The 14861-nt window shown below is 68.1% G+C and carries 14 protein-coding genes; 4 read left to right on the top strand and 10 right to left on the bottom strand.

The window, feature by feature from the left end; translation table 11 throughout:
- Positions 1 to 609 (top strand): 5-formyltetrahydrofolate cyclo-ligase, encoded by a 609-nt coding sequence (locus AK36_RS14325; protein ID WP_045578702.1) that lies wholly within the window; start codon positions 1 to 3, stop codon positions 607 to 609.
- A 65-nt stretch (positions 610 to 674) separates the two neighbouring features.
- On the opposite strand, the gene AK36_RS14320 is transcribed toward AK36_RS14325, so the two are convergent.
- Positions 675 to 1187: a winged helix DNA-binding protein gene (locus tag AK36_RS14320; RefSeq protein WP_014723821.1), complete on the bottom strand. Its 513-nt coding sequence runs from the start codon at positions 1185 to 1187 to the stop codon at positions 675 to 677.
- A 148-nt stretch (positions 1188 to 1335) separates the two neighbouring features.
- On the opposite strand from AK36_RS14320, the gene pxpB reads away from it, so the two are divergent.
- Genes pxpB through pxpA form a run of 3 tightly spaced genes read left to right on the top strand, consistent with a single transcriptional unit; the run spans position 1336 to position 3876 of the window.
- Positions 1336 to 1992, top strand: a complete 657-nt coding sequence (pxpB, locus tag AK36_RS14315; RefSeq protein ID WP_011886275.1) for a 5-oxoprolinase subunit PxpB — start codon at positions 1336 to 1338, stop codon at positions 1990 to 1992.
- Entirely contained in the window at positions 1989 to 3056 is a 1068-nt protein-coding gene (locus tag AK36_RS14310) for a 5-oxoprolinase subunit C family protein (protein ID WP_011886276.1), read from the top strand. The genes pxpB and AK36_RS14310 overlap by 4 nt, the downstream gene beginning before the upstream one ends.
- 55 nt (positions 3057 to 3111) lie before the next feature.
- Positions 3112 to 3876, top strand: a complete 765-nt coding sequence (pxpA, locus tag AK36_RS14305; protein ID WP_011886277.1) for a 5-oxoprolinase subunit PxpA — start codon at positions 3112 to 3114, stop codon at positions 3874 to 3876.
- 564 nt (positions 3877 to 4440) lie between these two features.
- Here the strand turns inward: pxpA and AK36_RS14300 are convergent.
- The 9 genes from AK36_RS14300 to AK36_RS14260 form a co-directional block, all read right to left on the bottom strand.
- Positions 4441 to 5586, bottom strand: coding sequence for a TraB/GumN family protein (locus AK36_RS14300; RefSeq protein WP_011886278.1), 1146 nt, complete (start codon positions 5584 to 5586; stop codon positions 4441 to 4443).
- Positions 5579 to 6595, bottom strand: coding sequence for a peptide ABC transporter ATP-binding protein (locus tag AK36_RS14295; protein WP_011886279.1), 1017 nt, complete (start codon positions 6593 to 6595; stop codon positions 5579 to 5581). The genes AK36_RS14300 and AK36_RS14295 overlap by 8 nt, the downstream gene beginning before the upstream one ends.
- Entirely contained in the window at positions 6592 to 7590 is a 999-nt protein-coding gene (locus tag AK36_RS14290) for an ABC transporter ATP-binding protein (RefSeq protein ID WP_034192484.1), read from the bottom strand. Before AK36_RS14290 ends, AK36_RS14295 begins: the two co-directional genes overlap by 4 nt.
- Positions 7591 to 7722: 132 nt before the next feature.
- Positions 7723 to 8640, bottom strand: coding sequence for an ABC transporter permease subunit (locus AK36_RS14285; RefSeq protein WP_011886281.1), 918 nt, complete (start codon positions 8638 to 8640; stop codon positions 7723 to 7725).
- 4 nt (positions 8641 to 8644) lie between these two features.
- A complete protein-coding gene (locus tag AK36_RS14280) occupies positions 8645 to 9655 on the bottom strand; it encodes an ABC transporter permease subunit (protein ID WP_011886282.1) in 1011 nt (336 codons plus the stop codon).
- A gap of 119 nt (positions 9656 to 9774) precedes the next feature.
- Positions 9775 to 11403: an ABC transporter substrate-binding protein gene (locus AK36_RS14275; RefSeq protein WP_034192483.1), complete on the bottom strand. Its 1629-nt coding sequence runs from the start codon at positions 11401 to 11403 to the stop codon at positions 9775 to 9777.
- A 334-nt stretch (positions 11404 to 11737) separates the two neighbouring features.
- The gene (locus AK36_RS14270; protein ID WP_011886284.1) at positions 11738 to 13045 is read right to left on the bottom strand and encodes an MFS transporter; all 1308 of its coding nucleotides are present in this window, start codon (positions 13043 to 13045) and stop codon (positions 11738 to 11740) included.
- 194 nt (positions 13046 to 13239) lie between these two features.
- Positions 13240 to 13551, bottom strand: a complete 312-nt coding sequence (locus tag AK36_RS14265) for a high-potential iron-sulfur protein (RefSeq protein WP_011886285.1) — start codon at positions 13549 to 13551, stop codon at positions 13240 to 13242.
- A gap of 182 nt (positions 13552 to 13733) precedes the next feature.
- A complete protein-coding gene (locus tag AK36_RS14260) occupies positions 13734 to 14843 on the bottom strand; it encodes an NAD(P)/FAD-dependent oxidoreductase (RefSeq protein ID WP_045578701.1) in 1110 nt (369 codons plus the stop codon).
- Positions 14844 to 14861: the final 18 nt, after the last annotated feature.

The following is a 14861-nucleotide window of genomic DNA, read 5'->3' as shown; positions in this document are numbered from 1 at the left end:
ATGGAGCACGAAGTGAGCGAAAGCATAGCATGCAACCCTGTGCCGAACCCGAAGGTTGCACTGCGCAGAACGCTGTCCGGCGCGCGTCGCGACGCCGCGTCGCAGCCGGCCGCGAACGCCGCGCTCGAGGCCCGGCTGCGCGGCTTGCTCGAACAGCTCGCGCCGCGCACGGTCGGCTTCTACTGGCCGCTGCCCGGCGAATTCGACGCGCGCGACGCCGTGCTCGCGTGGGCCGCCGCCGGCCCCGGCCGCCGCGCCGCGCTGCCGGTGATCGGCGAGAAGCACACGCCGCTCGCGTTCCATGCATGGGATGCGCACACGCCGATGCGCGAAGGGCATCACCGGATTCCGGAGCCCGCGTCGGGCATCGCGGTCGTGCCCGACCTGTTGCTGATTCCGTGTGTGGGATTCGATCTGCAGCGCTACCGGCTCGGCTACGGCGGCGGCTATTACGACCGCACGCTCGCGGCATGGCCGGGCGACACGCTGCCGGTGACGGTCGGCATCGCGTACGACGCGTGCCGCGTCGACGCGCTGCCGGCCGAGGCGCACGATCTGGCGATGGGCTGGATCGTCACCGACCGCGCGCTCTACCCGGACGCCGGATGACGCGACGCGCGACGCCGCGCCGGCATCCCGCGCGTCGCCGCGCTCGGCGTCCGAGCCGCAATCGTTTACAACGAGGCGGCCGCGCGCGCGGCGGTGTCGTACAGGCCCGATGCGTTGCGCAGCAGTTGGGCGGCGTCGCCGATCTGCTCGTTGGTGAGGCCGCTGTCCTTCAGCGTCTCGATCAGACAGTGCTCGCGCACCTCGCGATACTTCATGCACAGCGCGCGGCCCGCATCGGTCGCGAAGAAGAACACTTCCTTGCCGCTCTTCTCGCTTTTCACATAGCCGCGCGCGATCAGTTTTTTCAGCGCATAGGTCGCGACGTGCGTATCCTCGATATTGAGCACGAAGCAGATGTCGGCGAGCTTCTTCTTGCGCTCACGGTGGCTCACGTGATGCAGCAGCGACACCTCGACGGCCGTCATGTCCTTCGCGCCGGCGGCCGACATGCAGCGCACCATCCAGCGGTTGAACGCGTTGCCGGCCATGATGAGCCCGTATTCGAGCTCCGACAGCTCCACGCTCGACTCGGAAACGAGGTGTTCGGATGACACGATCTTGGTCGGAGAACGCTTCATGGAAGGGCGGCGCAAGCAGGATGTCAGGGTGAGCCGAGTGTACGACAGAAGCCTCTGTATAAGAGCTAGGCGAAAACGCTTATTGGGAAATTCTCGATATTTTATTGAGAATGTACGCTAACATTGCCGTCCGAACCGTGCCAGTCCGATGACGCAACCCCGCATTTATCCACTCGGCGATGCCGCCCTCGTCTGCGAGATGCCGGCGCCCGCCACGCTCGATTGCCAGCGCCGCGTGTGGGCCGTCGCCGAAGCCGCGCGCGCGTGGCCCGACGTGATCGACGTCGTGCCGGGCATGAACAATCTGACGATCGTGTTCGACGCGCTCGCCTCAACCGCCGAGTCGCTCACCCCGGCGCTGCGCGACGCGTGGGACAGCGCCGACGTCGCGCCCGTGCCGGGCCGCGACGTCGAGATCCCGGTCGAGTACGGCGGTGCCGCCGGCCCCGATCTGGCGGCCGTCGCCGCGCACACCGGGCTGTCGGCCGACGAAGTGGTCGCGCGCCACGCGGGCGGCGAATACGTCGTGTTCTTCGTAGGATTCCAGCCGGGGTTCGCGTATCTCGGCGGCCTCGACCCGGCGCTGCACACGCCGCGCCGCGCCGCGCCGCGGCTCGAGGTGCCGGCCGGCTCGGTCGGCATCGGCGGCGCGCAAACCGGCATCTATCCGGCCACGGCGCCGGGCGGCTGGCAGTTGATCGGCCGTACTTCGCAGGTGCTGTTCGATCCGGCCCGGCCGCAGCCGACGCTGCTGCTGCCCGGCGACCGCGTGCGCTTCACCATTGCCGGAGTCGACGCGACATGACCCAGAAAACCGCCCCCGGCACGATCGAGGTCGTGCGCGCCGGCCCGCTGTCCACCGTGCAGGATCTCGGCCGCCGCGGGATGCGCCATCTGGGCGTCGCGCAAGGCGGCGCGCTCGACGGCCTCGCGCTCGAAGTCGGCAACCGGCTGGTCGGCAACCGTCCCGATGCGGCGGCCGTCGAAATCACGATCGGCCCGGCCGCGTTCCGCTTCACGCGCGCCACGCGCATCGCGATCACCGGCACCGAATTCGGCGCGACGCTCGACGGCAAGCCGGTGTATTCGTGGTGGAGCCTGCCGGTCGACGCCGGACAGACGCTCGTGCTGCCGGCCGCGAAACGCGGGATGCGCGGCTACCTGTGCATCGCGGGCGGCATCGACGTGCTGCCGGTGCTCGGCTCGCGCAGCACCGATCTCGCGGCGCGCTTCGGCGGCCTCGGCGGCCGCGCGCTGCGCGACGGGGACCGGCTGCCGGTCGGCGTGCCGCCGGCCGGCGCCGGCTGCCTCGCGTCCGATGCGCCCGAGTTCGGCGTGAAGGCGCCGGCGTGGTGCGCGTTCGTGCGCGTCGACGAACCGCCGCGCCGCCACCGTCCCGCGCATGCACCGTGGGCGATGCCCGTGCGCGTGCTGCCGGGCCCCGATTACGCGTCGTTCTCGGCCGAGTCGCAGCAGGCGCTCTGGGACGAGGAATGGCTCGTCACCGCCAACAGCAACCGGATGGGCTATCGGCTCGCCGGCGCCGAGCTCGTGCGCGAGCGGCCGGTCGAGCTGCTGTCGCACGCGGTGCTGCCCGGCACGATCCAGGTGCCGCCGAACGGCCAGCCGATCGTGCTGATGCACGACGCGCAGACCACCGGCGGCTACCCGAAGATCGGCACGGTGATTCGCGCCGACCTGTGGAAACTCGCGCAGGCGCGGCTCAACCTGCCGATCCGCTTCGTGCGCACGACGCCCGAGGCCGCGCGCGCCGCGCTGAACGCGGAACGCGCATATCTGAGACAGATCGACGTCGCGATCGAGATGCGCGAGGAGACGCGTCGCCGCGCGCAATCGCGCGCAGCGTGACAATGGCGCAAGCAGTACGCAACACGGCCCGCGCAGCCCGCGGGCGAGGAACATCATGGAAATCGATCTGAACGCCGATCTCGGCGAAGGATGCGGATCGGACGAGGCGCTGCTCGACCTCGTCACGTCGGCGAACATCGCATGCGGCTGGCATGCAGGCGGCGCCAATGCGATGCGCGACTGCGTGCGCTGGGCCGTGCAGAAGGGCGTGTCGATCGGCGCGCATCCGAGCTTTCACGATCCGGAGAATTTCGGCCGCAAGGAAATGCAGCTGCCGCCCGGCGACATCTATGCCGGCGTGCTGTACCAGCTGGGCGCGCTGTCGGCGATCGCGCAGGCCGAAGGCGGCCGCATCGCGCACGTCAAGCCGCACGGCGCGCTGTACAACCAGGCCGCGCGCGATCCGACGATCGCGGACGCGGTCGTGTCGGCCATCCACGATTTCGATCCGTCGCTGTCGGTGTTCGGGCTCGCCAACAGCGTGTTCGTCGCGGCCGCGCGGCATGCGGGCCTCGTCGCGATCGAAGAGGTGTTCGCCGATCGCGGCTACCGCGCGGACGGCACGCTGGTTCCGCGCAGCCAGCCCGGCGCGCTGATCGACGACGAAGATGCGGTGCTCGCGCGCACGCTCGACATGGTGCGCGAGCGGCAGGTGCGCGCGGTGACGGGCGAGTGGGTGCCGCTCAATGCGCAGACCGTCTGCCTGCACGGCGACGGCCCGCATGCGCTCGCCTTCGCGAAGCGGATTCGCGCGGCGCTCGAGACGGCCGGCATCGACGTGATCGCGCCCGGCGCGCTGCAGGCCGGCGAAGACGCGTAACGCGGCACGCTCACGCGCACGCATCGCGTGCCGCATCCGATCGGCCGCACCAAAGAAAAAAGCGCCCTCGTGGCGCTTCACTGTTGGCGCAATCGCCGCGGCTTCGCCGTCTGTCGATTCGCCTCCCGAAACCGTCTTGCGACGGTGACCGGAACGCTGCTCCGGATGAAAAAACGTCCGCCGCCGCCCGATTGCTGCTTCCCCCGGTCGGACGACGGAACGTCGCTTATACCGCTAAGTCTGCCGCATGCATGTGCTGTACGACGATGTTTGGCCCCGCCGTGCATGCAGACACTCCGCGGCCGGCACGCTGATTACGTGCCGGCTACGCCAACCCCGCGCTTTGTTTTCTGCTACCCCGTAGAACTTTTCTATTCTTTGCATTTTTTCAACTTGTGGGGTGAAGAATAGAGATTGGCAGAACCGGATGTCAATGGCTTTAAACGCTATTTCCAGACGGTTCGAGGGTTTTCCTTATCGGCTCGCGCGGCCGCTTACGCGCATCGACACGCAAGCGCGCGGCCGATCGAATGGCGGAGGATCGGCGAGCGGCGTCGGGCGCGCTCAGTTCGCGTCGACCCGGTACCCTTGCTGGCGCAACAATTCGAGCACGCCGCGCTGGCCACCCAGGTGCAGCGCGCCGATCGCGACGAACACCGGCCGGTTCGGCGCCGCGATTGCCGTCATCCGTGCAACGAAGCGCCGGTTGCGCTCGTACAGGATCTTGTTGTCGATCGACGCCGACAGCGCCTTCGACCGTGCGAGCCGCTCGCTCTTCGCGACCGCCCATGCGGAGATCGCGTCGGCGTCGCCAATACGCCACAGCCGGTGCAGCGCGCCGATGTCGGCGGCGTTCTGCGCGGGCGTCTGCACCATGTCCTGCGCGAGCATCTCGCGCTGCTCGGCGAGCGTGAGGCCGGTGAACGCGCGCATCTGCTCGGCGAGCGTCTCCAGGCCGATCACGCGGCCGCCCTTCTTCTTCAGAAATACGTTCTGCAGCTGCGCCTCGGTGCCGTACTCGGTCTGCAGGCCGGCCGACAACGAGTCGTACGTCTCGACCACCAGCGCGGCGAGCCACGGCCGCATCCGGCGGATTTCGGCGAGCGCGGCCGGGTTACCGCGCAGCCGCGCGGCGAGCTGCTGCCACAACGGCTCGGGAAGCAGGCGCTGCAGGCACGGGTAGCGGCAGACGCCGTACTTCGACACGTCGTCCTGCGATTCCAGCAGATCGTCCGGCGACAGCTCGAGCGCGAGCGTCGGCGAGGCGGCGAGCGCCGCGAGGATGGTGGGCCGGAACGGCTGCGCGCTCGGGTAGTCGGACGGGTCGCCCGTATGCAGCGTGCCGAGCACGTACAGCGTGACCTTGCCGCGCGTCGCGACGTAGAACGGCATGCGGGCCGGCTGCACGCGCACCGTACCGCGCGCGACCGTGCCGTTCGACACGGACGGCGCGTGGAAGCCCGGCAGCGTCATGCCCGGCGACGGCGCCTGCGCCCGATGAATCGGCGAACTGCTCGGCATGCGCTCCTGCGCGCGCGCGGCCGCGGCCGGCACCAGCACGCTCGCGGCCACGCAGGCGCCGGCCAGCGCCGCGCCCGTGACCGTGCGCACGCTCCAGCGTCTTGCGTTGCGGCACGCGCGCAGCATGCGCGCGCGGCCGGCTCCCGACCGGCGCACGCGAGGCGCGCGCGCCGCCAACCCGTCAGGCATTCGCCTCCCCCACCTCCTCGGCGCGATGGCAGGCCACGCGACGTCCGTCGACGTCGCGCAGCTGCGGTTCCTCGACACGGCAGCGCTCGACCGCGTACGGGCAGCGCTGGTGAAACGCGCAGCCCGACGGCGGATTGAGCGGCGACGGCAGTTCGCCCTGCAGCTTGATCTGCACGCGGCGGTCTTCCTCGAAGATCGCCGGCGTCGCCGACATCAGCGCACGCGTGTACGGATGGCGCGGCCGCGCGTAGATCGTCGCCTTGTCGCCGAGTTCGGCGACGCTGCCGAAGTACATCACCATCACGTCGTCCGCGACGTGCTCGACCACCGACAGGTTGTGCGAGATGAACACGTAGCTCGTGTTGAACTGCTCCTGCAGATCCATGAACAGGTTCAGGATCTGCGCCTGGATCGATACGTCGAGCGCGGACACCGGCTCGTCGGCGACGACGATGCGCGGCTCGAGGATCATCGCGCGCGCGATCGCGACGCGCTGGCGCTGGCCGCCCGAGAACATGTGCGGATAGCGCTTCGCGTGCTCGGGGCGCAGGCCGACGGTGCGCATCATCTGCGCGATGCGCGCCGCGCGTTCGGCCGCCGACAGGTTTGCGTTGATCTCGAGCGGCTCGGCGAGCGTCTGCTCGACGGTCTTGCGCGGATTCAGCGACGCGAACGGGTTCTGGAACACCATCTGCACGCGGCGGCGCAGGTCGGCGACGGTGTGGCGGCCGGCGCCGGCCACGTCGTTGCCGTCGATCATCAGGCTGCCCGAGGTGGGCGTCTCGATCATCGTGAGCTGGCGCGCGAGCGTCGATTTTCCGCAGCCCGACTCGCCGACCACCGCGAGCGTCTTGCCGCGCTCGAGCGTGAACGACACGCCGTTCAGCGCCTTCACGGTGCCCTGCCCGAACATCCCGCGCCTGACCGTGTAGTGCTTCGCGAGCTGGTCGGCAACCAGCACGGCCTGCCCGTCGGGCGACGCGCGGCGCGTTTCGTTGACAGCATTCATCGTGCGCCTCCCGTCAGGTCGAAGCTGGAAACATTGAGCGGCTTGATGCAGCGCGCGCGCATCGCATCGTTGCCGGCCACGAGCGGATCGAGCGCCGGGCGCGCCTTGCGGCAATCGTCGACGACGTACTTGCAGCGCGGCGCGAACAGGCATCCGGACGGGCGATCATCGCGGCCCGGCACCATGCCGGGCAATGCGGCAAGGCGACGCGCCCCCTGATTGTGCTCGGGAATCGCCGCGAGCAGCGCTTCGGTGTACGGGTGATGCGGCGCGCGAAAGATGTCCGGCACGCGGTTGGTCTCGATGATCTCGCCCGCGTACATCACCGCCACGCGCTGCGCGACCTCCGACACCACGGCCAGATCGTGCGAGATCAGCACCAGCGCCATCCCGCGCTCCTTCTGCAGCTTGACGAGCAGATCCATGATCTGCGCCTGGATCGTCACGTCGAGCGCGGTGGTCGGCTCGTCGGCGATCAGCAGCTTCGGATTGCACGCGACCGCCATCGCGATCATCACGCGCTGGTTCATGCCGCCCGACATCTGGTGCGGGAACGCCGCGATCCGGTTCTTCGCATCGGGAATGCCGACCTGGTCGAGCAGCTCGAGCGCGCGCCGGTGCAGAGCGTCGCCGCGCAGCCCTTCGTGCAGCTTCAGCACCTCCTTGATCTGGTAGCCGACCGTGTAGCTCGGGTTCAGGCTCGTCAGCGCGTCCTGGAACACCATCGCGATGTCCTTGCCGACGATCTTGCGGCGCGCCTTCGGCGACGCCTTCAAGAGATCCACGCCGTTGAACGTGACCTCGTCGGCCGTCACCTTGCCGGGCGCGTCGATCAGGCCCATCAGCGCCATCATCGTCACGCTCTTGCCCGAGCCCGATTCGCCGACGACGCCCACCACCTCGCCCGGCGCGATCGACAGGTTGATCCGGTCGACGGCGGGCAGGCCGTTGAAATTCACCGCGAGATTGCGGATGGTCAGGAGCGGGTTGCTCATGTCGTCCTCCGCCGGGCCGTCCCAAAGAGGATGACCGCCCCCTTGGGGGGCGCCGTGCATGGGAGCGGAGTAAGCGCCGAAGCGCCAACTCCGGTCGGCAGCGAACGAAGCAAGCGTGGGGTTCGTTTCATCTTAGGCCATCCGTTTCAGTTTGGGATCGAGCGCGTCGCGCAGCCCGTCGCCGAGCAGGTTGATCGCGAGCACCGAAATCAGGATCGACAGGCCCGGCATCGTCACGATCCACCATGCGTTGTCGATGTAGTCGCGCGCGGACGCGAGCATGGCGCCCCACTCGGCGGTCGGCGGTTGCACGCCGAGGCCGAGGAAGCCGAGCGCGGCCGCGTCGAGGATCGCCGACGAGAAGCCGAGCGTCGCCTGCACGATCAGCGGCGCCGTGCAGTTCGGCAGCACCTGCGAGAACATCAGGCGCAGCGTGCCGGCGCCGGCCACGCGCGACGCCGTCACGTACTCCTTCTGCAGCTCGCCGAGCGCCGACGCGCGCGTGAGGCGCACGTAGGCCGGCAGCGCGACGATCGCGATCGCGAACATCGTGTTGGTGAGGCCCGGCCCGATGATCGCGACGACGGCGACCGCGAGCAGCAGCGACGGCAGCGCGAGCAGCACGTCCATGATGCGCATCACGGGCGTGTCGGCCCATTTCTGGAAGAACGCGGCGACGAGGCCCAGCACGATGCCGGGGATCAGCGCGAGCACGACCGACACGAAGCCGATCCAGAACGACATGCGCGCGCCGAACATCAGGCGCGAAAGGATGTCGCGCCCGGCTTCGTCGGTGCCGAGGATGAACTGCCAGTTGCCGCCGGCGAGCCACGCGGGCGGAATCTTCACGTAGTCGCGGTATTGCTCGACGGGGCTGTGCGGCGCGATCAGCGGCGCGAGGAGCGCGACCAGGATCAGCACGAGCACGACGAGGCCGGCGCCGACCGCGCCGCGATTGCGCGAGAAGTTGGCCCAGAACTCGCGCAGCGCGAGCGCGCGGCCGCCGGCCGGCGCGGATTCGGTCGGCAGGGTATTTTGCAGATTGCTCATGGAGTTACCTCGTGTGGCGGATGCGCGGATTCAGCACGCCGTACAGCAGGTCGACGACCAGGTTCACGACGATCACGAGCGTCGCGATCAGCAGAATGCCGCCCTGCACGACCGGATAGTCGCGGCGGCCGATCGCATCGATCAGCCACTTGCCGACGCCGGGCCACGAAAACAGCGTCTCGGTCAGCACGGCGCCAGCAAGCAGCGTGCCGATCTGCAGGCCGATCACGGTGACGACCGGGATCAGCGCGTTGCGCAGCGCATGCACGACCACCACGCGCGCCGGCGACAGCCCTTTCGCGCGCGCCGTGCGGATGTAATCCTCGCGCAGCACTTCGAGCATCGACGAGCGCGTCATCCGCGCGATCACCGCGAGCGGGATCGTGCCGAGCACGATCGCGGGCAGGATCAGGTGGCTGACCGCCGACTTGAACGAGCCTTCGTCCGGCGCGAGCAGCGCGTCGATCAGCATGAAGCCGGTCGGATGCGGGAAGTCGTATTCGACGGCGATGCGGCCCGATACGGGCGTCCAGCCGAGATACGACGAAAACACCATGATGAGGATCAGCCCCCACCAGAAGATCGGCATCGAGTAGCCGGTGAGCGCGGTGCCCATCACGCCGTGATCGACGACCGAGCCGCGCCGCAGCGCGGCGATCACGCCGGCCGGCAGCCCGACCACGAGCGCGAACACGAGCGCGCACAGCGACAGTTCGACGGTCGCCGGAAAGCGCGCGAAGAATTCGCCCGCGACGCTGGTGTTGGTGATGATCGACGTGCCGAGGTCGCCATGCAGCGCCCGGCCGATGTAGTGCAGATATTGCATGGGCAACGGCTGGTCGAGCCCAAGGCGCTTCATCGCCTCTGCATGCATCGCGGGATCGACGCCGCGCTCGCCCATCATCACTTCGATGGGGTCGCCCGGTATCAGGTGAATCAGCGCAAACGCCAGGATGGTGATGCCGATGAAGGTCGGGATCACCATCCCCACGCGGCGCAACACGAATGTGAACATGATGCGTCTCGTATTTTCTTGTGGGAAATGTGCGACCGGCGACGGGAAGCTTTTGGCTTCCCGCCGCCGGATGAGGTATGAGCCGGTCTCGGTCTTCTGGACAGCTTATACGGGCCGTATTACTTCACGCCGACTCCGTCGAAGCGCGCGTAGCCGAGCGGTTCGATCCGCATGTCGACCACGTTCTTGCGCACCGGCTGGTAGACCGTCGAGTTCGCGATCGGCGAGAACGGCAGCTGTTGCGCGAAGATCTGCTGCGCCTGCATGTAGATCTTCGTGCGCGCGTCCTGGCCCGTCGTCGTGCGGCCCTTCTGCACCAGCTCGTCGAACGGCTTGTAGCACCAGTGCGAGAAGTTGTTGCCCTTGATCGCCTCGCAGCCGAGCAGCGTGCCGAGCCAGTTGTCCGGGTCGCCGTTGTCGCCGGTCCAGCCGATCAGCATCGTGTCCTGCTCGCCGGCGTGCGCGCGCTTGATGTACTCGCCCCATTCGTAGGTGACGATCTTCGCCTTCACGCCGATCTTCGCCCAGTCGGCCTGGATCATCTCGGCCATCAGCCGCGCGTTCGGGTTGTACGCGCGCTGCACCGGCATCGCCCACAGCGTGATCTCGAAACCGTTCGGGAAGCCTGCCTTGGCGAGCAGCGCCTTCGCCTTCGCGGTGTCGTAGGCCGCCATCTTCAGGTTCTTGTCATACGACCATTGGGTCGGCGGCACCGGTGCGGACGCGGCCTGGCCGGCGCCCTGGTAGACCGATTCGAGGATCGCCTTCTTGTTGATCGCCATGTCGAGCGCCTGACGCACTTCGAGCTTGTCGACCGGCTTGTGCTCGACGTTGTACGCGAGGTAGCCGAGGTTGAAGCCCGGCTGCGACGGCATGTCGATGCCCGAGTCGGCCTTCAGCGTCGCGATGTCGGCCGGACGCGGATAGCTCATCACCTGGCATTCGTTGCGCTTGATCTTCTGCACGCGCACGCCCGGATCCGGCGTGATCGAGAAGATCAGCTTCGACAGCTTCACCGCGCCCTTCTTCCAATAGTCTGGATTGCCATCGAAACGGATCGTCGCGTCCTTCGTGTAGCTGCGGAAGATGAACGGACCGGTGCCGATCGGCTTCTGGTTGATGTCGGCGGCGCGGCCGGCCTTCATCAGCTGATCCGCGTATTCGGCCGACAGGATCGACGCGAATTCCATCGCCATGTTCTGGATGAACGGCGCGTTCGGCTCGGCGAGCGTGAACTTCACGGTGTAGGGATCGACCTTCTCGACCTTCGTGACGAGCTTGTCGAGGCCCATGTCGGTGAAGTACGGGAACGACACCGGGTACGCCTTGCGGAACGGCTGGTTCGGATCGAGCATGCGCTCGAACGTGAACACGACGTCGTCCGCGTTGAACTCGCGCGTGGGCTTGAAGAAGTCGGTCGTGTGGAACTTCACGCCGTGACGCAGGTGGAACGTGTACACCTTGCCGTCGGACGACACGTCCCACTTCTCCGCGAGGCCCGGCTCGACCTTGGTGCCGCCGCGCTCGAATTCGACGAGACGGTTGTACACGGTGAACGTGGCGGCGGTGAAATCGACGCCGGTGGTGAATTGCGCGGAATCGAAACCCGCCGGGCTGCCTTCTGAGCAGTAGACGAGCGTCTTGTTCGGAATCTGCGCGAAGGCAGAACCCGCGACGCCGAGCGATGCTGCTGCCACGCCTGCAATGGCGGTAACACGCAGGCTGTGCAACAGACGGTTGTATTCCATGTTTCCTCCAGGTCTCCAGATCGGAACCGGTCCCCATGGGCCGGGTACGCGGATATTACTTGAGCTATGGATTGCGCAACAAGCTGGAGAAAAAACTCTTTTAGTTGCGTGCGCGCGGCTTTTTGCCGGGGTAGCGCGGGCGCGGAACGGTCGCGCCGCATGCGCGAGCGGCGGATGCGCCAATCGTGCGCCTGTTTCCTTCTACAACTAAACAATTCGGCTGCGTGCGCGGACGGGCCGTCACGTCGAAGTCATGCTCATCGCGCTCGTTGCGCTCCGCGCGCGCATGGCTGCACGCCCGGAACGGCGCCGGTGCGCGTGTTGCAGCGCATCGTCAGGCGGGTGCGTCGAGGTCGGCGCTGCGCGCGGGGACGAATGCGACCGCGACGATCGACAGCGCGAGCCCGGCCATCACGTAGTAGGTCGGCGCGAGCGGCGAGCCGGTCGTCTTGATGAGCCACGTGACGATGAACTGGCCGAAGCCGCCGAACATCATCACCGCGATGTTGTATGCGATCGACAGCCCGGTCGAGCGCACGTTGGCGGGAAACAGTTCGGCGATCATCGCGCCGAACGGCCCGTAGTAGCCCGCGAGCGTGACCGCCAGCACCGCGTGCACGACGATCAGCCGGCCGATGCTCGGCGCCCCGTCGAGCCACACGAACAGCGGATACATCAACGCGAGCGTCAGCACGAGCGACCACAGCGAAAGCCCTTTGCGACCGATGCGATCGGACCATGCGCCGGCGATCGGCGACAGCACCATCAGCAGCAGGTTGCCGATGATCACTGCGTAGAACGACTGAGCATAGGGCAGCTTCAGCTGCTTCACCGCGAAGGTCGGCAGATAGATGATCAGCACGTAGATGGTCACGGTGAGCGCGATCACCGAGCCGAGCCCGCACAGCACCTCGCGCGGATGACGCGTGAAGACTTCGCCGAGCGTCGCGCGGCGCGCGCTCTGCTGGGCATGCAGGAATGCTTCGGAATCGTCGAGATGACGGCGGATATAGAAACCGATCGGCCCGATCACGAGCCCGAGGACGAACGGCACGCGCCAGCCCCAGCTGTGCAGCGCGTCGTGCGACAGCCCGCGCGTGACGGCCGCGCCCACCAGCGCGCCGATCAGCAGCGCGGCCGCCTGGCTCGCCATCTGCCAGCTGCCGTAGAAGCCGCGTTTCGAGAACGGTGCGGCTTCGATCAGCAGCGCGGTCGCGCTGCCGAATTCGCCGCCGGCCGAGAAGCCCTGCAACAGGCGGCCGAGCACGATCAGCAGCGGGCCGCCGATGCCGATCGCCGCATACGGCGGCGCCGCGGCGAGCAGGAAGATGCCGGCCGTCATCAGCAGCATCACCAGCGACAGCGCGGCCTTGCGGCCCGCGCGGTCCGCGTACAGCCCGAGCACGATGCCGCCGACCGGGCGCATGAAGAACGCGACGCCGAACGTCGCGGTCGTCAGCAGCAGCGACGCGTATTCACTGGAAGTCGGGAAGAACAGCTCGGCGATCACGACCGTCATCAGGCCGAACACGGTGAAGTCGTACCACTCGAGCGCGTTGCCGATCACGGCCGCCGCGACCGCGCGCCGGTTCAGCGCACGCTCGGGCCGGACCGTCTTGGTTGAATTCGCAATCGTCGCCATGCGTGCCTCGTCCTCGTGAATTCGCCGTGTCGGGCGGTCGCGGATCGCACGGGAGCGTTCGCGGCGCGCTGGTGTGCAGCGAGTGTAGAAAGCGAAGAAACCGATTTCAAGCATAAAAAAGCCCGCCATCGTCCGATGGCGGGCGTTTTGCGGTTTTCGCCACATTGCGGCATCGCACGATGCCGCCACCGACGTCAGCCCATCTTCGAGAATGCGCTGCACCAGCCCTTCGCCGACACCTGCTTGCCGGGGAACGCACCGCACGGGCCCGACGCGGAGCCCTTCTTGCCCTGATACAGCATGCAGGCCGCGCAATCCTGGCCCGCCGCGTATTTCGGATACTTCGCCTTGTCGACCTTGGTGGCATCGGACTTGTAGCCGAGCGCCACCGCGGTCGGATCGGTTTCCGACAGCATCGGCGCATCGGCCAGCGCTTCGCGCGACAGCGCAAGCGCGGACACGGCGCCGATGCTCGTGATCAGGAAACTCCGACGGGTTGCTTTCATGGGGACTCGCTCCAACGTTATCGGTTTGAAAGCCGTTCTGGCGACGGCCGCTCGACAGAATAACCGCGCGGCGAGCAAATGTGCGCGCCGAAATGCCGGAGATAACGGATTTCACGGGCGCAGCGAAGCCGCGTCGGGCGGCCCGCGCGCGCCGCGCGCGGACGCTACGCGTCAGGTGCGCGTCAGGTGCGCGACGCGATGTCGCCGACGCGCTGCGCGAGCGCGAGCGCCGCGGTCAGCCCCGGCGACTCGATGCCGAACAGATTGACGAGCCCGCGCACGCCATGCTGCGCCGGCCCCTGCACGACGAAGTCGGCCGGCGGCTCGCCGGGCCCGGCGAGCTTCGGCCGGATTCCGGCGTACGCGGGCTGCAGCGCGCCGTCGGGCAGGCCGGGCCAGTATGCGCGGATCGATGCGTAGAACCCCTGCGCGCGCGCCGGATCGACGTCGTAGCGCAATGCGTCGACCCATTCGACGTCGGGGCCGAAACGCGCCTGTCCGGCCAGGTCGAGCGTCAAGTGGATGCCGAGCCCGGCGCGATCGGGCATCGGATAGACGAGGTGCGAGAACGGCGCGCGCGCGGCGAGGCTGAAGTAGTGGCCGCGCGCGAGGTAGAGCGGCGGCACCCAGCGCGGGTCGAGCCCGCGCGTGCGGCGCGCGAGCGCCTGCGCGCCGAGCCCCGCGCTGTTGACGACGCACGCGGCCTCGATTTCGGTCGGCGCGGTGCCGCCGGTGCGCACGACGAAGCGCCCGCCGCGCAACACGTCGATCGACTCGACCGGCGATTGCAACGCGCACGTCGCGGCGTCGCGCTGCGCGTCGCCGAGCAGCGCGAGCATCAGCTGATGGCTGTCGACGATGCCGGTCTCGGGCGAGAACAGCGCTTCCACGCATTCGAGCGCCGGTTCAAGCGTCTGCGCTTCGGCGCGCGTGAGCGGCAACAGGTCGAGCACGCCGTTTTCCGCCGCGCGGGCCGCGATCGCCTTCAGCTGCTTCACCTGCGCGGCGCTCGTCGCGACCAGCAGCTTGCCCACGCGCCGGTGCGGCACGTGATGCGTCTCGCAGAATCGATACAGGAGATCGCGCCCATGCACGCACGAGGTCGCCTTCAGCGAGCCGCGCGGATAGTAGAGCCCCGCGTGGATCACCTCGCTGTTGCGCGAACTGATGCCCGTGCCGATCGCATCGGCCGCTTCGAGCACGATCGTCTCGCGGCCGCGCGCGGCAAGCTCGCGCGCGATCGCCAGACCGACGACACCCGCGCCGATCACCACACAATCCGTCTGCTCCATGGCATTTCGCGTCGCTCA

This window comes from Burkholderia vietnamiensis LMG 10929 (assembly GCF_000959445.1).
Lineage (GTDB): Bacteria > Pseudomonadota > Gammaproteobacteria > Burkholderiales > Burkholderiaceae > Burkholderia > Burkholderia vietnamiensis.
This window is presented reverse-complemented; position numbering and strand designations above follow the sequence as displayed.